The following is a 21,674-nucleotide window of genomic DNA, read 5'->3' as shown; positions in this document are numbered from 1 at the left end:
AATAGGGCTTTTTTAAAAGTTAGAATAGAAAATTTAAGTTGCAGCAAGTTGCGGAACGCAGAATTAAAATATTGTTAGAGTAAAATCCGAATGTGGCTGTTCTTTTTCCTCAGCAATTTTAAGAATTTGCTGTTTTTCAAAATACTGGGCAAATTAGTGTGTTTATTTTCGGTTTTTATTGGTCGTTAGAGTTTTTCTATAATTCTGCCGAATTGCATTATTTTTGGTTAATTTCAGTCTAAGTAAAAATCTTAATAACGAATCGAATAATTTATATAATTTGTTCAAAAACGTACTGTACTACTAACTTGCGTAACCTCAAGTGTTCAACTAACTTTTAGAATCAACTGTCTAGAAATAAACTTTATTGAATTAACCGGTTAGTTATAAATCAATTTTAAGCTCAGAGAAATCTGATCTTTTTAGATTCAAAAATCAAGCTATCAAGTCAGTCTTAAACCTTTTTGCTATAGCACATTCCTTATCGTTTAAAAGCATGCACGCATTATTTCGTGTTAAATACTTTATTTAGATAGGTTCTTATAAATGTTTTTATTCTTTTTAATAAATATGTCGGATAAAGACATGACTTCATCATTGTTTGGAATAGAAATTTCTTCATCTTGAGATTTTGGAAATTCTAAAATTATGTAGCGAGGAGCATTATTTTTTAAAATAATAGCTGAACCGTATACGTCAACAATGTGTGTAACTTTAGAAAAATTCTGATTTGCTTCGGAAATAGAAACGAGCGTATCTGCGTTTATATTCATATTCATACCCCCTTTTGAGGAGATTATAGTATGTGTTTCAAGATAAATAAATCCTATGCATTTCGAGAGTTATGGTATGTTGACTGATATGTTTTTCCTACTCGGTATTTTTTGGTGGGATAAAAAATTTCATTACATTTAGATGAAGAGCAATTTCTTGTAGATTCTTCTTGTAGATTCTTTTTAAAAATGACTTTTCATCATCGTATGGTTTGTAATGCGTTAGTTTGTTCGCTTGCGAAACTTGTGTTGAAAGCAAATTGTGTTTTTTGTTTTTGTGAGCTTCAATATTTAAGCATTTTTGTATGCTGCTGTTTAATCATTCAAAATCAATTAATGTGCCAATACTGTCATAAACATACAAACTTGTACAAGTTGACTGGAAGTTTATTTAGCTTTCAATGTGAGTTATTTACAAAAGCTTAAATGGAAATAGTTCTTGTTGTGGTAAGCAGTAGATTTGAAAGTATATTTGAATATTAAATTTTTTGAAATATATTAGCATTTTCAACTGTATTTCAAACTTATTTATAGATTATTTTTAAACTTTGTTTTATAAAGAAAAATAAAGTATTTAGAGTTAGAATTATTCCAATTGAGTTGTTACTAACATTGCTTGTGAGGTAAAGAGCAGATGGAAGCCAAACAATTAATTGAGTTATCTAAGCGTATAGATAAGTGGGCAGAACAATTATTGGATACTGGCAAGCGAAATAATCTTGTAAGTTTTAAAGATCGTAAGTTGTCTATAGAAATATTGAAGCCAAGTGGCAAAGAGATTTTCCAAGAGTTCTCTTCAGATGATCCAAAGCCTTTTGAAATATTTAATCCTCCGCAGATTTTTTACGCTGATAATAGTAATAACGACTCTTCTGTACAAAATACAGGCTTAGATAGTAAGAGAAATAAACGTATTTATAACAAGAACGATTTTCTTAATAAATTCTCTAATGAAATAAATTCCTCACAAGTTCTTGCGTATAGCACTTTTGGTAAGCCTGTAGCTGCTGCAAGAAAGATTATGAAAACTTCCAATGAAATTATGAAGGAAACAGGCATAAATGTTGCGTATATAGCATTTGGATTTATTCATTGGAAAGATACTAATTACGCTGATACCGTTCGTTATGCTCCTATACTTTTAATTCCTATACAGATAACAAATAAATCTCTTACTGATCCGTACATAATATCTGTACTTGATGATGAAATTCTCATAAATGAAACATTTTCGCTCAAACTCAATAACGAGTATGGCATAACTCTTCCGGAATATAAAAATGGAACAACTCTAGAAGAATATTTTGAAAGTGTTCAAGATTTAGTTTCTAAATTAGGTTGGGAAATAAGCAAAGAATGTAAAATCGGACTTTTTTCTTTTGCAAAAATAAATATGTATATGGATCTTAAGAATAATAAAGATAAGATTCTTAATAATTTAATTGTCAATAAGCTTTTAGGCGGTTCTACAGATTCTTATGATGAATCTGATGAAGATATAGATGGGTCTGAGGTTGGGAAGGATTCAATAATTGATTTATGCAATGTCGTTGACGCTGATTCTAGCCAAATTGATGCTATAGAAATGGCTAAATCTGGTAAAAGCTTTGTTTTGCAAGGCCCTCCAGGAACTGGTAAAAGTCAAACAATAACAAATATCATCGCTGAATGTCTTAATGATGGTAAAAAAGTACTATTCGTTTCAGAAAAACTTGCTGCATTAAAAGTCGTATATAACAAAATGCAGCAGGTAGGTATTGCTGACTTCTGCCTTCAACTTCATTCAAATAAAGCCAATAAGAAAGATGTTATTAAAGATATTTGTAATAACTTCGATATTCAAAAGAATGAAATTAATCAACTAAAAGTTGATGAGGAAATAAATGTTAAAGTAAAAGCAAAAGAGAAATTGGATTCTTATGATTACAATCTTCATAAAATAAATCCTGTAATTAATAAGAGTTTGTATGATTTATATGAGCGTCTTGCAAAATTTGATAAAGATCCTGATGTTATATGTGAGGTTCAAGATATATCTAAATTAGGATCAGATTATCTCGATGATGCCACTAATCTTTTAACAAAATATGTAGATTATCTTCCTACTATCGGATATGACTATCATGACAATCCTTGGTATGGGTATTTGAATCGAAATCTTTCCATTATGGAAGAAATGCGGATAAAGAATAGTGTTTCTTCTTCTGTTGATACGTTAGAAAAGTTGTCGCAAATATCGAATGATATTTCTAAGCGTTATAATATTTGCTGCAAAAATTTGGTAGATATTTTCTTCTGGAGAAGTTTCTTTGAACTTGTTGGTGGCTCGTATTTAATTACTCCTGTTCTTCTAAATAAGCGTAATTTCGATATAGCTTATGATTCTTTGCAAAAATTGCAGTCAATTAGCAATGGGGTACATGCTTCGATGCAAAATCTATCTGATTGCAATGATGATATTTATAAGCTAAATGGTGTAGATAATTACAGTGATCTGAAACATTTTAGTGGTGCATTATCTAGAATTTTTAACTCGGATTATAAAAAGATTGTTTCTGATATACGATTGTGCAAAAAAGTAAATAAAAAACCTAAATATTATGAATCTGTTCTTTTAATGAAGAACTTATCGGAATATCAGAAGGCAATGAGTGAATATGCTCATATTGAATCCTCTGTAAAATCATTACTCGGCCCTGCATATAAGGGAATTGATACTGACTGGGATTATGTTAATAATCAGATGGAAGCTCTTAAAAATGTTATTGATAGTGGATACTCATTTGAGCCATTAGAAAAATATCCAAGTTTCTTATCTGAGAATAAATACTTCATTGAATATTCTAATCAGATTGCTGGTATTTTAAGTGAAAATAATCTTCAAAATCTAAATTATATTTTCAATAGTTTTGACAAGAGAATTGTTGATTTTAATGTTTTAACTTTTGAAGATGCTAAAACTAGACTGAACTGCTGTCTTTCATCTATTAGTGTATTGAAGTATTGGTGCGTTTTTAGAGATTTACTTGTTGATCTTAAAGAGATTGGGATTCTTACATTTATTAACGATGTTATAAAGAATAATGTTAATAAAGATAGCATTGTTGGAACCTTTAAGAAGCAGTTCTATTTGCAGTGGATTGATTTGATTATTAGACAGAATAGTTCTTTGCTGCAATTTAGTAGGCTTTCTCAAGATAGAGCAGTGAAAGAATTTGCAGAAAAAGATATTGAGCAGTTTAAAATAAACCAAATAAAATTACGTGAGAATCTTTCATCTGCATGCCCTGAGTCTAATTGCGCTTCATATGGAAGTCCTCTAATCATGCTACTGCGTGAAAATCAGAAATCAAGAAGCAAAAAGAATATACGCGAACTTATTAAAGAAGCTGGAGAGCTTGTTCAGAAAGTTAAGCCATGTTTTATGATGTCACCTTTAAGTGTGAGTACGTATCTTGACTATGATTCTATGCAATTCGATATTGTAATATTCGATGAAGCTTCGCAGATGTTTCCATGGGATGCTATTTGCGCAATAAGTCGCGCGAAGCAAGCTATTATTGTTGGCGATTCTAAGCAAATGCCACCTACTAATTTCTTTACTACTGTTATAAATAATGGTGAAGATGATGACGAAGATGATGATGATGTAAGAAGCTTTGATTCTATATTGGATTTAGCTTCTGTTGTTTTGCCGCAGGTCAGATTGAGCTGGCATTATCGTAGTCGCTGTGAACAACTTATTGCTTTTTCTAATAAGAATTTTTATGATAACAAGCTTATAAGTTTCCCATCTGCTCAGTCTGATTCTGAAGGTTTAGGTATTGATTATTACTATGCAAATGGCGAATTTGATCGTTCTTCTCATAACAATAGAAAAGAAGCTGAGTATGTTGTTGATTTGATTTATAAGAACATTGATAAATACCCTAATAGAAGTTTGGGCGTTATTGCATTTAGTCAAAGTCAGCAGGATCTTATCGATAAATTATTGCTAAGACGACGTCAAACTACTCCCGAAAAAGAATTTTTCTTTGATGAGAACAAAGAGGATGCGTTCTTCATAAAGAATCTTGAAACTGTACAAGGAGATGAGCGCGACACTATCATATTCAGCGTTGGCTATGGTCCAGATTCTAAAGGTATAATTTCGCTTAATTTTGGACCTTTGAATCGAGATGGCGGTGAAAAACGTTTGAATGTTGCCGTTACAAGAGCTAAATATAACATTCAAGTTGTTTCTTCTATGCATGCGATGGATATAGATTTAAGTCGCACTGGATCAGAAGGTGTTAGACTTCTGAGGGAGTATCTTGATTTTGCTGAAAATGGTGAGATTGCTTTAGAGCGCAATGAGAGTGTAGGAAATATAGATCAGTTTGATTCAGATTTTGAATTCGAAGTGTGTGAATTCTTACGAAATCATGGGTTCTCTGTAGATACACAGGTAGGATGTTCTGGATTCAGGATTGATCTTGGATTAAAAATGCGCAATAGTTCCGACTATGTTTTGGCGATTGAATGTGATGGTGCTACATATCATTCGTCTAAGAATGCTCGTGATCGTGATAGGCTTCGACAGACTATTTTGGAAAATATGGGTTGGAAATTCTATAGAATTTGGTCGACTGAGTGGTTTAAGAACAGGATAGTTGAGCAAGAGAAGCTTTTGGCTGCTGCTAACGAAGCTATAAAAATGAAATGCATTCATGAAGAAGATTCTTCTGATAGTAGTGATGCTTTGTCTGATAAACGTATAGTTTCTTTGGATAATAATTCAGTTGATTTACTTGATTCCGTTCACGGTAAGCATGTAACTCATGCAGAATCTAATCATGAATATATGGGGAATATGAGTAGACTAGAAGAAAAATCTTCAGCAAATCTCAATAATATTACACAACCGGTTGATACTAATCATTTTTCTTTTGAAAAATACAAGATGGCTGATTGCAAAAATATTTTTGATGAGCATAAAAACATAGGTTTTAAAGAAATTGTTAAGGATATTCTAGAAGTTGAAGCTCCTCTTTCAGAAAACCTTCTTTTGCAGAGGATTGTTTGGTATTTTCAACGTGAGAAAGTTACTTCAGTCGTGCAAAAAAGTTTTGATATAAAAATGCGAGGATGTGAATATTTCGGTATTATTCGTAGGAATGGCTTTATGTATTTAGAAAATAAACCTATTGTTTTCAGATTACCTGGCGATATTGTTCGTGATTTTAGTCAGATTTCACCTGAAGAGATTGGTGAAGGAATGCTTGAGATTATTAGTAAAAATGTTAAAGTAACAAAAGATGGTTTATATAAATTTATGGCCGAACTATATGGAAAAAAGAGAATAGGAAAACACGATACTGAGGCTTTAGATAATGCTTTATTCGCGTTGATTAAATCCTGTAAAATCGTTGAAAATGATGGTCAGATAATGTTGAGGTAAATATATCCTGACGTATTACATAAAATACGTCAGGATATATTGTAAAACAGTTCTACCATAAAGCATTTGGACTTATGAAGATTGTGAAATTCCAAGTTAGTTCAAGATATTTTCAGTGGTTCAAGATAAATAAATTCTTTGCATTTCGAGAGTTAACTTTACATATGAATCAATCTTGTGCAACATGAATGTATAGTTCACTATCGTGAGTTACTACAACAATTGTTGTATTCATAGACTTAAGTTTTGATAATATCTGTGCTAGTTCTTGCATATGCGCATAGTCTAATCCGCTCGTCGGTTCGTCTAACGCTAGAATTTCTCTACCTGTTGCCAGCGCGCATGCAGTTGTTTTGCCGCAGTCGTCAAATAAAAATCATGCAGATTAGACGATTTGCATATAAATACATAGCTGTGTATAATATGTAAAAAATAAAAATCTTGCAAATGTGAACGCACGAGTGTGAATGCATAAGTGTGAATACACATAAAAGAGTATAAAATATTCTGCACAAATTACTATACAGGAGACTCTCATGCACAAGATTGTTCAAAAATGGAATAACATTGACCTTATTTTGCGTATCGTAATTGGTCTTTTTCTCGGTGCAACGCTTGGTATTTTTGTGCCATCTCACGTCTACGTGCTCGATCTTATTGGAAAGCTTTTCGTAAGTGCGCTTAAATCCGTTGCTCCAATTTTGGTATTTTGCCTAGTAATAGGTGCGCTTGCTCAGGCAAAAAGTGTTGGTAATATGAAAGTTGTTATAGGACTGTATGCGCTGTCTACTTTTAGTGCAAGTCTTATAGCAGTTTGTGCAGCTATCATATTTCCTGTAGATTTCACATTTGCTCATGTTGCAGCAGCATCTTCTCCGTCTCCTCAAGGAATTGGTGAAGTACTTAATTCTCTTGTGCTAAATATTGTCGTCAATCCTGTAGATGCTCTTGTTAAAGGCAACTTCATTGGTATTCTCTTCTGGGCGATTGCTTTCGGTGTTGCTCTCCGCTTAGCAGAGCCTTCTACCAAAGCGTTCTTCGATAACGTTTCGTCTGCTATCGGAAAAATTGTTCACTGGATTATTAACGCAGCACCTTTTGGCATTATGGGTCTTGTTTATACAACAGTTGCAAGTAATGGTCTTCGTATTTTTAGCGAATATGGTTTCGTTATTGCTTTGTTAGTAGGAACTATGGCTGTTGTTGCTCTGATTGTTAATCCTCTTTTAGTTTTTGTACTTACACGCAAGAACCCATATCCGCTTGTTTTTAGAACTTTGCGTGATTCAGGTGTTACAGCCTTCTTCATGCGTTCTTCTGCTGCAAATATTCCTGTAAATATGAATTTGTGCGAAAAGCTTGGTTTCAACAAAGATAATTATTCGGTTTCTATACCTCTTGGCTCAACTATTAATATGAGCGGAGCTGCTATAACGATTTCTATTATGTCTTTGTGTGCTGCTCACACGCTTGGTATTTACGTTGATATTCCAACGGCAGTGATTCTTTCTGTTCTTTCTGCAGTTTCTGCTGCAGGTGCTTCTGGTGTTGCAGGTGGTTCGCTTTTGCTTATACCTCTTGCCTGCTCGTCGTTTGGTATTTCAAACGATATCGCTATGCAAGTAGTTGCAATTGGTCTTATTATTGGCGTTATTCAGGATTCTTGCGAAACTGCTCTTAATTCTTCCACGGATGTTCTCTTTACTGCGGTTGGAGAATACCGTATGTGGCAGCGTGCAGGTCTTAAGTTTAAGATGGGCAAGGATCACGAACCAGTGCAGCTTTCAAAGCTTGGTGGCGAGTGAATCAGCAAATCTGAAACGAAAATGCTATTAGATAATAAATAGTAGAAGTAGTAGAAGCTGTATAAGTGGAGTTTGTATTTTAATCGTGTATTAGGCTTTAGGGAAGTGGTAGGTTGTGTTTGCAGGAATGCTGCGGTTAATCCACGCATTTGCTGCGATTACACTTCCGCTGCCGATTGTGGTTTCTCCGCCTAAAATTGTTGCGTTTGCGTAAATTACTACGTTATCGCCAATATTCGGATGCCGCTTTCCGCCTTTTACAGGATTTCCGCAATCGTCTAGCGCAAAACTTTTCGCACCCAGCGTTACGCCTTGGTAAAGCTTAACATGCTCGCCGATTACAGTTGTTTCGCCGATTACAATGCCAGTTCCGTGATCAATGCAGAAATATGCGCCAATTTTTGCTCCTGGATGAATGTCGATTCCAGTTTTTCTGTGCGCGTATTCGCTCATAAGTCTAGGAATTAGCGGTACGTTAAGTTCGTAGAGTGCGTGCGCTGTGCGGTGAATAAGCATTGCATAAAAACCAGGGTATGCGAGCGTGACTTCTACTTTGCTTGTGCAAGCGGGATCGCCTTCATATATTGCTTGAATATCTGTTAAAAGTAACTTTTTAATTGTAGGAAGAGTATTTATAAATTGATCGCAAATTTCTCGAATTTTAATTGTGTTGCTTGTGTAGCATTGAAGTTCGTGTAATATGATGCGTTCTATAGTGTCTAACGCGTTTGAAGTAACGTTATTCAAACTAGTGTTAGTGCTCAAACTAGCGTTGAGTTGTGTAGTTTCGTTGCTTTCATTGCGCACATGCAACTCAGGTAAAAGTAACACCTGAGTCGCATGTATGAGCGCAATAATATTTCGGTAATTAGGTATGAATGTAGCTTGCCTTATGTCTGAATCGTGAATTGAGTTTAGTTGATTTATAAGATCAAGGCGATCATTCATACATTTCTCCTGTTATTTTTGCTATTTTTTTATTTTATAGTTTTGATCATTATCTAATAATGTTATTTATTATTCTTTTATTATTTAATCAAAACTTGCGTATTTAAAATAGTGCTCCTAAATGTAATTAGTCTTCAAATAATGCGGTAGACAAGTATCGATCTCCTGAATCTGGAAGTATTGCAACGATGGTTTTGCCACTGTTTTCTTCTCTTTTTGCTTCTTGGATTGCTGTCCAAATTGCAGCTCCGGAAGAAATACCAACGAGGGCGCCTTCTTTTTTGCTTATAAGCTTGCCGTTTTCGATTGCGTCTTCATTCGTTACGTGAACAATGCGATCATAAATGTTTTGGTTGAGCACATCCGGCACGAATCCTGCGCCGATTCCTTGAATCTTGTGCGCTCCCGGCTTGCCGCCTGCGAGCACAGGGGAGTCGGCTGGTTCTACTGCGATTACTTCAAGATGCGGATTTTGCTCTTTTAAATATGTGCCAGTACCGGTGATTGTGCCGCCTGTTCCAACGCCTGCAATAAGAATATCCACGTTTCCGTCAGTGTCCTGCCAAATTTCTGGACCGGTTGTGTTGTAGTGTGCATGCACATTTGCTTGATTGGTAAACTGTCCTGGAGTCCACGCGTTTGGCGTGTTTTCAACGATTTCCTTTGCTTTGGCAATTGCTCCTTTCATTCCATCTTTAGCAGGTGTTAGCACGAGTTCGGAGCCGTATGCTTTCATAAGTTTTCGGCGTTCAATAGACATGCTTTCTGGCATTACAATAATGCTTTTGTATCCTTTTGTTTGCGCAATCATTGAAAGGCCAATGCCAGTATTTCCGGAAGTTGGCTCAACAATTACTGAGCCTGGTTTAATTGTTCCTGCGGCTTCTGCTTCTTCAATCATTTGCTTTGCGATGCGGTCTTTTACAGAGCCTGCTGGGTTAAAGTATTCGAGTTTTACAAGGATTTTTGCTGCTAGATTGTACTCTTTTTCAATGTGCGTAAGCTCCAGAAGTGGAGTGTTTCCTACGAGTTCTTGCACGGACTTGTAGATATTAGACATAATATTTCCCCTTACTTGTTTGTTTGTTTTGTTTTGTTTCTGTTTTGTTTTAATTTTTAAAAATAATTTTTATTAATAAAGCGATTACTGTTTTATTAGTTGTTTCTAAAGATGCCATTTATTCGTTTTAATATTTAATTCGCGTTAAATTGTTATCTTTTAACGTTTTACATTCGATTTTTGGCATAAAAAAAGAAACAGCGCGCTGTTTCTTGAATCGTAATTTGCTGTGTTCTAACGTAAATGCTTTTAACACAGGCTAGATGTTATGCATACTTAGTGCTTGCAAACATCATTTCGATTAAGAAATGCGCAACAGCATACGTTACAACAACAATTTGTCATCATATTTGTATGATACATGCGCACTCCTTTACTCGTCGAAATGGTGATAAGTGAAGACTATAGCGAATGGACTTGTGTTTGTCAAACTTAATTCGTGTTTGCTAGTTCTTGATATGTATTCCTTTTCTGCGCGAGTGTCTGATTCTGTCTGTTTTGGGACACTAGTGCAGTTGGTGCTCGCGCTGATTACGCGCTCGCTTACGAAACTCGCGTTGGAAGTCCACTGGACTTCCAACTTAAGCGAGTTTCCGCTCCGAGTTGCCTTCGCTCGATACGCTCTATGCGCTCAGGCAGGTCGTCGCGCTGCGCGAGTGTCTCTGTTTGGTGGTTTATCGCTTGCTTGTTAGCTTGCTTACGAAACTCACGTTGGAAGTTCAGTGGATTTTCAATCCGAGTTAGTTTTCTCATTGAATGAGATTGAAATCTCAATAATTTCAATCTCGGTAAAAGTGCTATCGTAGTACACAGATGCGCGCTAATATTTGGTGCACTAAAAGCTTATGTTAAAAGGCGGGATAAGTAACTTGATATACTGAGTGATTACGCTAAAAAATTTAGGGTTTTAACGTTGATTTCACAGTATTTGGAGGTGTTATTGTAAATGAATTTAGTAGATGTGCAAATCAAAGAGTACGAAAAGTATGATAGCAAAGATATTCCAAAGCTGTATGATTCCGTTGGTTGGTCTGCGTACACAGATGATTTAGTCGCTCTGGAAAATGGTTTTAACAATTCGCTCAAGGTTTTAGCTGCGTATAAAAATGATGAGCTAGTTGGCATTGTTAGGGCTGTTGGCGACGGGTATACGGTTGTTCTTATTCAGGATATTCTTGTTTTGCCGGAGTATCAACGCCAGGGGATAGGGTCTGCATTGTTAAAGGCGATTGTGGATTATTATCCTAATGTTCGTCAAATTCAATTGACCACGGATTGTACTGAAAAAACTATTGCTTTTTATAAGTCTGCTGGTTTTATTGAGCTTTCAGAAATCGAGTGCTGCGGTTTTATAAAAGACAGGACATGATGCAAGAAAATATGATTCTCTAGTGGCCAATCGTTGCGAATTTGCAGCGATTGGCAACTTTGGGATTTGGTTAAATGTGGTTTGGTTATTTACACTTTACGATTTGCTTGCGCATTTGATACGTTTATGCTGATATTACATATGGAATCAGTGTTTTAATTTGTTTTTTTTTTAAAACTCTATGCTTATTATTTCCAGCAAGCATTACGTATAAGTGTGTTTAAGCATTTATATGTGTTGTCAAGTAGATAAGCATGACCAATCAGGATAAGTATGATAGTGTATCTTTCAATGCTTTGTAGCGAGTGAATAAGCAAATAGCTTATGAAGATGCTAACTGCGAAAATGCTATTAGAGAAGAGATAGTAGAAATAGTATAGATATAAAGGAAGTGAGAGGTAGTGAGAATGAGCAAAATTGACAACACAGCGAATCAGCAATCGTCCGCAAATCAGCAATCATCCAAACTGCATCACGACGTAAAAAATTACGTAAAACTATTTTTCAAGGAAAACAAGCTTGTAGCTTTTCTTTCGATGATAGTTTTTATTGCCCTGTCTATGATTTACACTGCTATTTCCTGGATTTTGCAAATTATTTTCGACTATATGGCAGGTAAAGGATCCTTCTCTTTAACTACTATTTTGCTGCTTGTCGTTTCCTTTATGCTGGCAATCTCTCTGATTTTCGCGTTGAAGCGCAGCGCGTACCCTCGCTTTCTTGAAAAAGCAATGAATCAGTATAAAGAGTCTGTTATTAAGAAGCTTTTAAAGAAGAGTTATAGTGATTTTTCGCTTGCTAATTCCGGCACGTATCTTTCTGTGCTTACTAATGATTGTGAGCGTATTCAAGAAAAGTATTTGAAGAAGATTTTTGACTTCGTTCAAGACGTTCTTATGCTTGTAAGCTCTCTAGCTCTTATGATTTACTACAGTCCGCTTCTCACTGTTATTGCTCTTATTATTTCTGTGCTTCCTATGGTGTGCTCGATTCTTACAGCTAGCGGAATTGCCACTCGCGAGGAGCAGGTTTCTAAGTCGAATGAGTCTTATACGGCCCTGACGAAGGATGTTTTGAACGGCGTTTCGGTTATTAAGAGTTTTAAGGCGGAGCAGGAGGTTATTAACCGTTATCAGAATCAGTCGAAGGAGCTTGAGCATACGAAGAATCTTCGCGAAAAAACGATGACTACTGTTTCTGCTCTTGGAACGATTTCAAGTCTTGGAACTCAGCTTGGCGTGATGCTTGTTGGCGCTTGGATGGTTAACGCTCACGTTGGTGTTATTACTGCTGGCATGGTTTTAGCTTTCACTAATTTGATGAATGGTGTGCTTCAGCCTATTGCAAGTATTCCGCAAATGCTTGGCGAGATGAAGGGTGCTAAGAAGCTTATTAGTAAGATGGCTGATTATATGAGTAACGCTAAGGAAGATTCTGGCGAGAAAATTGACGATTCGATTAAAAGTGTTGTTTTGCGAGATGTTTCGTACGCTTATGATGCGGATCGTAAAGTCTTGAAAAACGTAAATCTAACTTTGCAAGCTGGAAAATCTTACGCGATAGTAGGGCCTTCTGGTGCTGGTAAGAGTAGTTTGATTAATCTGCTTATGGGCTACTACAAGGATTATAAGGGTAGCGTGCAACTGAATAATCACGAGCTTAGCAATGTGAGCAAGAGTTCGCTTTATGATAAGACGACTCTTATGCAGCAGTCTGTGTTTATGTTTGATGCTTCGATTTTAGATAATATTACGCTTTTTAAGCCGTTCCCGGACGCGGAAGTGGATCGCGTGATTCATTTGGCTGGTTTGGATGATTTGATTGCTGCTAAAGGCAAGGATTATCAGTGCGGCGAGAACGGTAGTCATCTTTCTGGCGGCGAAAAGCAGCGTATTGCTATTGCGCGAAGCTTGCTTAAAAAGTCCGAGATTCTGCTGGTTGATGAGGCAACGAGCGCGCTAGATAATGAGACAAGCGCGAACGTAACGCAGTCTATTTTGGATTTGCAAGGAATTCTTCGACTTGTTGTAACTCACCGCTTGGATGCTAATTCACTTAAGCAATATGATGAGATTCTTGTGATGAAAAGCGGAGAGCTTATTGAGCGCGGAAGCTTTGAGGATCTTATGAATCAGAAGGCTTACTTCTACTCGCTTTACACTGTGTCTATGTGAGTATGTGACGCTGATTGTAGGAATGCTCTGGCTTGTGCTTTGCTTGCGCTGGTTTGTTGAAATGTGCTGAGCAATTTTAAGCTTGGTAAAAATATTAACGCAACATGCTTTCTGTGATAGTAGCCAATCGTTGCGAATTTACAGTGATTGGCTACTTTGCAGTTTGGCTGACTGTTGGGTTTGTTTACGTTCCGGGTTGCGTTGGTGAAGAAAATTGCCGTAAATGGCAAAAATCTTCATTTTGATTGGCTATTTTGTGATCTTTGCGTACTAATGCGTGTATTTGTATATAGGATTGAGTTGCTTGTAGGATGGAGCTGATTGTATGACGGAGCTGATTGTATGACAGAATATGATTTGCCGATTTTAGAGTATGATTCCGATAAAAGTGCAGTTTTAATGCCAAATCACGATAATATTTCTGTTCAGCTTCCATCTAAAGCGGTTTTTGCTTTCTTAGGCGATGAAATCGATCAGTATGCTTTAAGTAGGAAAGCTACGATTGTAGCAAATTTTGAATCTGCAACTAAAGTATATCCAATATATGTTTTGGAAGAGAAAGTAGAGAAAAAAGTAAGAGAAAATACAGGCAGCGAAGTAGAAGAAGAGACGCAAAAAATCTGCTTAGTGCAGGCTCCAGTTGGTGCTCCTGCCGCTGTTCAGATCTTAGACTGGTTGATTTCTTACGGTGTTAGCGAAGTTATTAGTGCTGGTTCGTGCGGATCGCTAGTTGATTATGCGGAAAATGTTTTCCTGGTTCCGTATAAAGCTTTAAGGGATGAGGGAACTTCTTATCATTATTTGCCTCCAAGTCGTTATGTTGACGTTTCAGAGCGCTCGAGACGTGCTATTTTACAAACTTTGCAAGCGCACAATTTGCCTTATCATGAAGTTAAAACGTGGACTACGGATGGATTTTTCCGTGAAACTAAGACGAAAGTTGCTAACCGTAAGCAAGAGGGATGCGCGGTTGTTGAGATGGAGTGTTCTGCTTTAGCGGCTTGTGCGCAAATGCGTGGGATTGTTTGGGGTGAGATTCTTTACACTGCAGATACTTTGCACGATGTTGAAAATTATGATGAGCGAAATTGGGGTGGAGACTCTAAAGCGTATGCTCTTGAGCTTTGTATTGAAGCAGCGTTGCGCATTTGATACGTTTATGCTGATATGATGTATAAAATCAGCATAAACGTGTCATTAAGTAGGTGGGCAAATGTTAAAAGATCAATTGCGCAATTACATAGAGAAAAAGCAAGTTCTAATCATTGATAGTGTCATCAAAGAACTTGGAATTAGCCCGTCTAGTGTTTATCGATTTATTAAAGATGAAAGCTTAGAACGCGTATCAAAAGGTGTTTACGTTAAGAGCAATTTGTGGAATGATGAAATGAATTTATTGTCAAAGCGCACATCTGTTGCTGTTTTTTCACATGAATCTGCCCTTCTTCTACATAATTTAACTGATAGAGAACCTTCTTCTTTAACAGTGACTGTTCCGTCAACTTATAATGCAAGTAGTCTAATTAAGACTGGTGCTAGGGTGTTTTATATAAAACCAGATTTTTTAGGAATTGGTAAGACGAATCTTATGTCGCTTGAAGGTAATCTTGTGCCTTCTTATGATTTAGAGCGCACAATTTGCGATATTTTGCGTTCTCGTTCTCAAATAGATGCACAGGTGGTATTTGGTGCGTTAAAAGCTTATATTAAAAGAAAGGATAAGCGACTTGATATACTAAGCGATTACGCTAAAAAATTTAGGATTTCAAAGTTGATTTCACAATATTTGGGGGTGTTGTTATGAGAATGAAGGATGCTAATCAGCTTAAAGCAAAAATAAAGAATGTTGCACTCCAAAAGGGTGTAGATCCTCGCGTGCTAATGCGCGTATATATGATGGAGCGTTTTTTAGATCGTGTTTCCCGCTCGCGCTATAAAGACAATTTTGTTCTAAAAGGTGGAATGCTGATTTCTTATCTTGTTGGCGTAAATCTTCGTACAACAATGGATATTGATACAACTATGCAAAATATTTCTCTTAGTGAAGATGATGTGCATATTTTTATATCAGATGTAATATCTATCAATATCGATGATGGTGTTAAATTTACGCTACAAACGCTTGATTCTATTATGCAAGAATCTGACTATCCAGGGGTTCGAGCTAGCCTAATTGCAGATTTTGATGGTACAAAAACTCCTGTTAAAATCGATATTTCAACTGGGCATGCTATTACTCCATCTGCTATGGAAGCAGAATTGCCTTTAATGTTTTCAGAATCTATCTCTTTATTGACTTATCCAATTGCAACGATTTTAGCGGAAAAGTTGCAAACAATTCTTGTGAGGGAAGAATTTAACACGAGAATGCGAGATTTTTATGATTTGCATGCTCTTAGAGTGTCTCAAGGGGATAGCGCTTTTAAGAGAGAAGAGATCGCTCAAGCTTTTTACGCTACTTCTCAAACGAGAGATACCCTTTATTTACTGAGTAACGTGAATGAAATTTTCGATAGGATCAAAGATAGTGAAGTGTTGAGAATAAAGTGGAAGGATTATAAAAGTAAAGCACCTTGGGCTAAAAGTCTTTTGTGGGAAGAAATAATGCAAGATATGAATTTCTTTTTGATGTTCTTTCATAATGAGATTGTAGATTAAGTTTTTTTTTATTATTTGAATGGCTTTTATAAATCGTTTGGAATCTTGTTTTAGTAGCCAATCGTTGTAAATTTGCAGCGATTGGCTACTTTGTTGCCATGAAGAAAATTGCCGTAAATGGCAAAAATCTTCGCCGGTGTTTATTGGATGTGTATCTCGATAGTAGGTATATACCAAAATAACAGGTTAGTATTCCAACAACTTTAATTACAATATGTCAACCCAGTTTTGTCTAGCATGAAGTATTCTATGCACCATAACCGTTTTGTTCTCTTCGCAAATTTTATAGAAGATTACATATTTTTTCACGAAACATCTTCTAAAATTTTTGCTACTCAGGTAATCATCGTTCACCAATCGGTATCGATATGGCATTGTAGATAGGCTTGAAACAGTGGCTTCTACGTTATCGAGGAATTCGTATGCTGTAATTGGCGAATCTAAATTGTGCGCAATGTAATGGACTATGTCTTGCAAATCTTTATGGTAACTTTGCGAAACAAGAATTGTGTATTTTGGGTTACTTTGCGCCATTGTTGAGTTCTTCTCTTAGGTTTCGCATTGATTCTTCAAAAGATAATGTGCGATTGTTGTTAAAATCAGACTCGCTTTGAGAGAGTGAACTGTATAGTTCATATTTGCTCATGAACTTGTTGAATAATTCAATGCTCATTACTGCTAAGTCTCCGCGACCGTTTTTTGTAATGAAGACTGGTTCTTTTGTTTCGTGGCAGAATGTTGATATCTCGTTGTAGTTATTACGTAAATCTGTGCTTGACTTAATAGTTGGCATCATGCAAGTCCTTTGAGTGATTGTTATTTTGTTATTCTATTATCTTGTCATTTTTGGTTTTGGCTATTTTATTATTTTTTTTAAAATTAGCTTGTCTAGTTTGCTTTATGTATATAAATAAATTATCAACATAGTTTAATGTAATCTAAAGATATTATATGATTATTTCTTTAGATTATTGCCTTTATAGTTTCGATTTTCATGATTTTAGTAGCCAATCGTTGCGAATTTGCAGAGATTGGCTACTTTGGGATTGATTGGTGTTTAAAAATAAACGCCAGTGAGTTTATTTCAACTCGTCTGGCGTTTATTAGTTAGCTGTGTTATTCGCTAGTTGCGTTTTTACTTGCTGTGTTTGCCAATGCGCGTGCGTTTAAGCGAAAGTGCGCCGAAAGCGGACAGGAAGAACGCTAATCCAGCGCTTGCAATGGTTGATGTTTCAGAGCCAGTGCGAGCAAGCGGTTCGTGCGTTTGCGGAGCTGGTACTTCTTCCACAGTCTCTTCTTGTGCTGGCGCTGGTGCTGTCTCTGGTTCCGGTTCTGGTTCCGGTTCTGGTTCCGAAATTATAGGCACTGGAATAGGCTCAGGCTCCGGCTCTGGAGTTGGAACTGGAGTTGGAACTGGAGTCGGAACAGGAGTCGGAACAGGAGTCGGTTTCGGTTCTGGTTCTGGTGTAACCGGTGTTGGCTCTGGTTCCGGTTTAGGTGGTTCCGGTTTAGGAGGCTCTGGTTTTGGTGTCTGCGACTTAGGTTTCGTAACTCTAATCACTACGTTCTTTATTAATGATATGTTCTCAGGATGATTCTTTTCGTGCAATGTTATGCCGTCTTCATATGTATATGTTGGCGTAGCATTTGGATCAAAAATAGGAGGCAAGCCGTCTAACTTCGAACCGTACGTATTATAAGAATCACCGTCCTTAGCGTCATCATTCGCTGTAAATGTGATTGAATAGTCTGTATTCAACGTATATTCAGTATTCATTTCAATCACAGTTGTCTTATTTTTACGGAAAAGTTGAACCTTTTTCAGTCTCACTTCCCTTGGTTCTGGATTGAGTACCTTCATAAATTCGTCAGTAATTTCCTGAGTTGGCTGCCGATTGTCGTTCAACAAATAGAACCTGAGCTTAACTGTCTTTGTTTCACCTGGCTTGATGTAAAAAGGTATTCCATAAGTACCGCTGTTATATTCACCTATTACCGTCTGTTTAACGTTATTAAGACCGAGATCATCGAACTTGTATGCTTTGTTCGTTCGCGGATTAGTTCTAGGTTCGCCTTCAAAAATATCATTTCTATTTTTATATGCCTTGAATTTCTTAAATTCACCTACCGTCATGTAGTCTGAACCATTTTTACCTTTATGAATCGCTGCTATATACACAGGAATCTCGCGGATTTTTTCATCGCCATTCCAGGCAATCGTAGGAGCGCCATCAAAATTCTTATTCAAAAAGTCGTAGCTCAAACCTTCTAGTCCTGCGCCACCAACCTTTTGTTCAAGGTTGTATTTTGCAAAGGTATACGTGCCGATTGTTGTTTTATTAATTGAGTCCCATATCTTCTTCGAACTTTGATCTTTGAAGAACCAAGGCGTTTCTTTAATGTTTTCTTCTGTTGTTTTTCCGTCCTTAGTGATTTTTAGCGTAATATTGCTGAATTTTCTTGCGGAAATAGCTTTACCGTCTTCCGTAAACGCTGCAACATCTGTCATTGTCAACGCGTCTGTAGCGGGATTATAGTTTAAATACTGAGCGTACGCCCTTATTTGTTCAGTATTAGTATTTTTATCGTTATTTATTACTTGCCACTGAATCTGCTTGCCGTTCTGATCGGTTGTCGTTCCCGATGCTAACTCATTAGCAGCAGGCTTGTGCTGTGGCTGTGGTGCTGGTGGAACAACAGGTGGTTGTGGCTTATTTACTGTAAATTCCTTCAATTTACTGAGCGTTATATAATCCGAATCAGTACCTTTGTGCGTTGTAGCCATATATACTGGAATCTTACGGCTTGTTTCGCCTTCTTCCCAATCTATAACTGTTGGTGTACCCAAAACTTTACGCGAATTAAAATCATAAGTCAGACCGCTTAATCCTTCGCCGCCAATAACTTGCGATAGACCAAAACTTGCCCAACTATGCGAACCAATCTGATTGCCATTGATTTCGTCCCAAAGGTCCTTCGAATGTTGATCTTTATAAATCCATGGCGTTTGCTTAATATAGGTTATAGTTGTAGGCACAGTTTCGTTACTGTTCGTAGTTTGTAGTGTAATGTTGTTATATTTCCTTGCCATAACGTTCGACGCTTCGCCGCTAACTGACGTGTCACTTTCGCTTGCAACTAACTGCCTATTATCGAAATCATAGCTCAACTGTTTACCATATTCGCGCATCAACGCAGCATTAAAATCTTTGGCGTTAGTAGAATTATCCGTTACTTGCCAATTGTACTGTATGTTACCCTTATTTACGGTTCCGGATGCCAATGTGTTGTTTGACTGCGGCACTTCTTGTTGTATGGTCTGGCCCGCTGTTGCGGTTGTATTTGCTAATTCTGTACTGGCTTCACGATTTTCTATGTAAGCTTTATTATCTTCATCTTTATTATTGCCAGTTTTTGCGCTATTTTCTAAAGTACTTTGATTAGTGAAATTGGCAGGGGGGTAGTTGTTTTTATGTTATTTGCATCAGTACTAGCAGCATAAGCTGTTTGGCTCATGCATACTGCGCAAGCTGCGGTCGCAATACCCATCATTGTCGAAGTTAGAATAATTTTCGCTGTCTTATTCATAAAACACCCAATTAATTAACTAAACTTTTGTTATTTTGTTTCATAAAATATAACAAATACACAATTGCACATTACATTATAATGTTTTCAATAAAAAATAAAAGTGTTTATTGATAAAATTATCAATAAACACTTTTATTTGCGTTTCTAAATACTTTAATCCCAGTTTAAATATTTAGTTAAATAAACTGCGAAAGAACGATTCCAGCAGCCATAAGCGGAATATTGAAAATAAGGAACGTTGGAACGCAAGTATCCCAAATATGACTATGTTGACCGTCCGCATTTAAGCCAGCAGTAGGCCCGAGCGTGGTGTCGGAAGCAGGGGATCCTGCGTCGCCAAGAGCTGCAGCAGAAGACATAAGAAGAATCGTTGCAGGAGTGCTGAAACCAATGCTCTGGCAAAGTGGCACAAATAAAACCGCAAGAATAGGAACTGTGCCGAACGAAGTGCCGATGCCCATAGTCACAAGCAAACCAATAATCGTAATAACAAACGCAGCAACAAGCTTGTTCTGTCCCATAGAAGCAACGCCGATGTTTACAAGCTCCTCAACTCCGCCCGTCGCTTGAATAACGTTAGCGTAGCCGCCTGCAATAAGCATAACGAAAGCAATAAGCCCCATGAGTTTTACGCCTCCGGCAAGCTGCTTATCGATATCTTTCCATGCAACTGCTCCAAAAATAATCATCGTTGCAAGACCTGCAAGAGAAGAAAGTGAAAGATCCTTACTAATAACTTGAACTACTACAACAACAATAATCGCAAGAATTGTTACGTAATGGTTCTTGTTAAGAGGTCCAACAACAGCATCCGCAGCGCGAGTATCTGCTTCTGTAGTTTCGTATTCTCGAGGCTTACGGTAAAGCACAAAAACGGCAAAAAGTAGCGCCGCAAACATGGCAGCACCCAAATACCAGTTCACAGCGCTAACGTCTGCAACACTAACTTTCATTCCGTTTTTAGAAAGATTTGTAGCGATAACAGTTTGGAAAATGAGACCGAAGCCAAACGGAATAGCAATGTACGGAACTTCAAGACCGAAAGCGGTGCAGCAGGCTGCTGCGCGGCGATCTAACTTAAGCCTATTCATAATAGAAAGAATAGGTGGAATAAGAATAGGAATATAAGCAATATGAACCGGCACAATATTTTGAGACATGCATGCAATTACAGTTAAAACAGCAAGAAGAATATATTTGTTAGTTCCAATAATTTTGCTTATTTTTTTAGAAATAATCTGAGCTAAACCGGTAGTAGTAATAGCTTCAGCAAAAGTTCCAAGAAGAATATAAGCTAGCGCGGTTTGAGCATTAGTTGAGAAACCATCGCAAAGCAGCGCCATAATCGTGTGATTTCCGTCGCCAAAAAGAGGAATATTTCCAGCAACACCACCCGCTATGCAAGCTACAATCATTGCGAGCAAAACATTAAGCTTAGCAAGACTTAATGCACACAATACAACAACCGACACAATAACAGGGTTAAGTAAAACATGTAAAATTTGCATTGCCTTCCTCTCTTGAACAGCGAAATATTTAATGTATACGGTCTATGTCAACAATTAAATAATTAAAGACAATATAACATGAAAGTCTTTAATATTTCTATTTACAGTCAATTAAAAATATTATTTTTATTATCAGCAAAGAAACGTAATTTGCAAATGTGACATTTTGTCACTTTTTAGCTTGTTTTTACTGCTATAAAATAAACAAATGAACAAAAAGTTCAAAAATAAGTTCATATTTGTTCACCCAGAAGAGTAGTCTAAGTGCTTGTGATGAGAAAATAGTTGCAGTCGTGAACTGCAAACAGATGTGTATGTTTGCAAAAAACTGCGCGATTTTACGCTACT

General features: G+C 36.7%; 17 protein-coding genes. 8 read left to right on the top strand and 9 right to left on the bottom strand.

Going from position 1 to position 21,674, the window contains the following annotated elements; genetic code table 11:
• Positions 1 to 524: 524 nt before the first annotated feature.
• Positions 525 to 773 carry a type II toxin-antitoxin system Phd/YefM family antitoxin gene (locus tag ACNEUN_RS01995; protein WP_463630494.1) on the bottom strand — a complete coding sequence of 83 codons (249 nt, stop codon included), beginning with the start codon at positions 771 to 773 and terminating at the stop codon, positions 525 to 527.
• Positions 774 to 1,407: 634 nt separating this feature from the next.
• Between ACNEUN_RS01995 and ACNEUN_RS01990 the strand changes: the two genes are divergently transcribed.
• Positions 1,408 to 6,213: a DUF4011 domain-containing protein gene (locus tag ACNEUN_RS01990; protein WP_463630492.1), complete on the top strand. Its 4,806-nt coding sequence runs from the start codon at positions 1,408 to 1,410 to the stop codon at positions 6,211 to 6,213.
• Positions 6,214 to 6,382: 169 nt separating this feature from the next.
• Here the strand turns inward: ACNEUN_RS01990 and ACNEUN_RS01985 are convergent, their stop codons facing one another.
• Entirely contained in the window at positions 6,383 to 6,487 is a 105-nt protein-coding gene (locus ACNEUN_RS01985) for a hypothetical protein (RefSeq protein ID WP_463630491.1), read from the bottom strand.
• 262 nt (positions 6,488 to 6,749) lie between these two features.
• Here ACNEUN_RS01985 and sstT point away from each other — a divergent pair, with 262 nt between their 5' ends.
• Positions 6,750 to 8,018 (top strand): serine/threonine transporter SstT, encoded by a 1,269-nt coding sequence (sstT, locus tag ACNEUN_RS01980; RefSeq protein WP_463630489.1) that lies wholly within the window; start codon positions 6,750 to 6,752, stop codon positions 8,016 to 8,018.
• 90 nt (positions 8,019 to 8,108) lie between these two features.
• On the opposite strand, the gene epsC is transcribed toward sstT, so the two are convergent.
• On the bottom strand, positions 8,109 to 8,966 hold the full coding sequence (gene epsC / locus ACNEUN_RS01975) for a serine O-acetyltransferase EpsC (RefSeq protein ID WP_463630487.1): 858 nt from the start codon (positions 8,964 to 8,966) through the stop codon (positions 8,109 to 8,111).
• Between the two features lie 127 nt (positions 8,967 to 9,093).
• Complete coding sequence (cysK, locus tag ACNEUN_RS01970; RefSeq protein ID WP_463630485.1) at positions 9,094 to 10,026, bottom strand: cysteine synthase A; 933 nt, start codon at positions 10,024 to 10,026, stop codon at positions 9,094 to 9,096.
• Between the two features lie 946 nt (positions 10,027 to 10,972).
• Between cysK and ACNEUN_RS01965 the strand changes: the two genes are divergently transcribed.
• The 6 genes from ACNEUN_RS01965 (at position 10,973) to ACNEUN_RS01940 (ending at position 16,227) form a co-directional block, all read left to right on the top strand.
• Positions 10,973 to 11,395, top strand: coding sequence for a GNAT family N-acetyltransferase (locus tag ACNEUN_RS01965; protein WP_463630484.1), 423 nt, complete (start codon positions 10,973 to 10,975; stop codon positions 11,393 to 11,395).
• 407 nt (positions 11,396 to 11,802) lie between these two features.
• The gene (locus tag ACNEUN_RS01960; protein WP_463630482.1) at positions 11,803 to 13,569 is read left to right on the top strand and encodes an ABC transporter ATP-binding protein; all 1,767 of its coding nucleotides are present in this window, start codon (positions 11,803 to 11,805) and stop codon (positions 13,567 to 13,569) included.
• 113 nt (positions 13,570 to 13,682) lie between these two features.
• Positions 13,683 to 13,814 carry a hypothetical protein gene (locus ACNEUN_RS01955; protein WP_463630480.1) on the top strand — a complete coding sequence of 44 codons (132 nt, stop codon included), beginning with the start codon at positions 13,683 to 13,685 and terminating at the stop codon, positions 13,812 to 13,814.
• Between the two features lie 97 nt (positions 13,815 to 13,911).
• Positions 13,912 to 14,721, top strand: coding sequence for a nucleoside phosphorylase (locus tag ACNEUN_RS01950; protein ID WP_463630478.1), 810 nt, complete (start codon positions 13,912 to 13,914; stop codon positions 14,719 to 14,721).
• A 61-nt stretch (positions 14,722 to 14,782) separates the two neighbouring features.
• Positions 14,783 to 15,373, top strand: coding sequence for a type IV toxin-antitoxin system AbiEi family antitoxin domain-containing protein (locus ACNEUN_RS01945; protein WP_427876619.1), 591 nt, complete (start codon positions 14,783 to 14,785; stop codon positions 15,371 to 15,373).
• Positions 15,370 to 16,227 carry a nucleotidyl transferase AbiEii/AbiGii toxin family protein gene (locus ACNEUN_RS01940; RefSeq protein ID WP_427876621.1) on the top strand — a complete coding sequence of 286 codons (858 nt, stop codon included), beginning with the start codon at positions 15,370 to 15,372 and terminating at the stop codon, positions 16,225 to 16,227. The genes ACNEUN_RS01945 and ACNEUN_RS01940 overlap by 4 nt, the downstream gene beginning before the upstream one ends.
• Positions 16,228 to 16,434: 207 nt before the next feature.
• Here ACNEUN_RS01940 and ACNEUN_RS01935 read toward each other — a convergent pair whose 3' ends face one another.
• The 5 genes from ACNEUN_RS01935 to ACNEUN_RS01915 all read right to left on the bottom strand — a co-directional run bounded on the left by ACNEUN_RS01935 (position 16,435) and on the right by ACNEUN_RS01915 (position 21,326).
• On the bottom strand, positions 16,435 to 16,761 hold the full coding sequence (locus tag ACNEUN_RS01935) for a type II toxin-antitoxin system RelE/ParE family toxin (RefSeq protein ID WP_427896778.1): 327 nt from the start codon (positions 16,759 to 16,761) through the stop codon (positions 16,435 to 16,437).
• Positions 16,748 to 17,023, bottom strand: coding sequence for a type II toxin-antitoxin system Phd/YefM family antitoxin (locus ACNEUN_RS01930; protein ID WP_463630475.1), 276 nt, complete (start codon positions 17,021 to 17,023; stop codon positions 16,748 to 16,750). The genes ACNEUN_RS01935 and ACNEUN_RS01930 overlap by 14 nt, the downstream gene beginning before the upstream one ends.
• Positions 17,024 to 17,362: 339 nt before the next feature.
• On the bottom strand, positions 17,363 to 19,531 hold the full coding sequence (locus tag ACNEUN_RS01925; protein ID WP_463630473.1) for a hypothetical protein: 2,169 nt from the start codon (positions 19,529 to 19,531) through the stop codon (positions 17,363 to 17,365).
• Between the two features lie 122 nt (positions 19,532 to 19,653).
• Complete coding sequence (locus ACNEUN_RS01920; RefSeq protein ID WP_463630472.1) at positions 19,654 to 19,815, bottom strand: hypothetical protein; 162 nt, start codon at positions 19,813 to 19,815, stop codon at positions 19,654 to 19,656.
• Between the two features lie 179 nt (positions 19,816 to 19,994).
• Positions 19,995 to 21,326, bottom strand: coding sequence for a Na+/H+ antiporter family protein (locus tag ACNEUN_RS01915; protein WP_463630470.1), 1,332 nt, complete (start codon positions 21,324 to 21,326; stop codon positions 19,995 to 19,997).
• Positions 21,327 to 21,674 lie beyond the last annotated feature (348 nt).

Source organism: Gardnerella sp. C0684A1, from assembly GCF_055326835.1.
The sequence above is the reverse complement of the archived record's forward strand: the minus strand, read 5'-3'. Positions and strand labels throughout refer to the sequence as shown.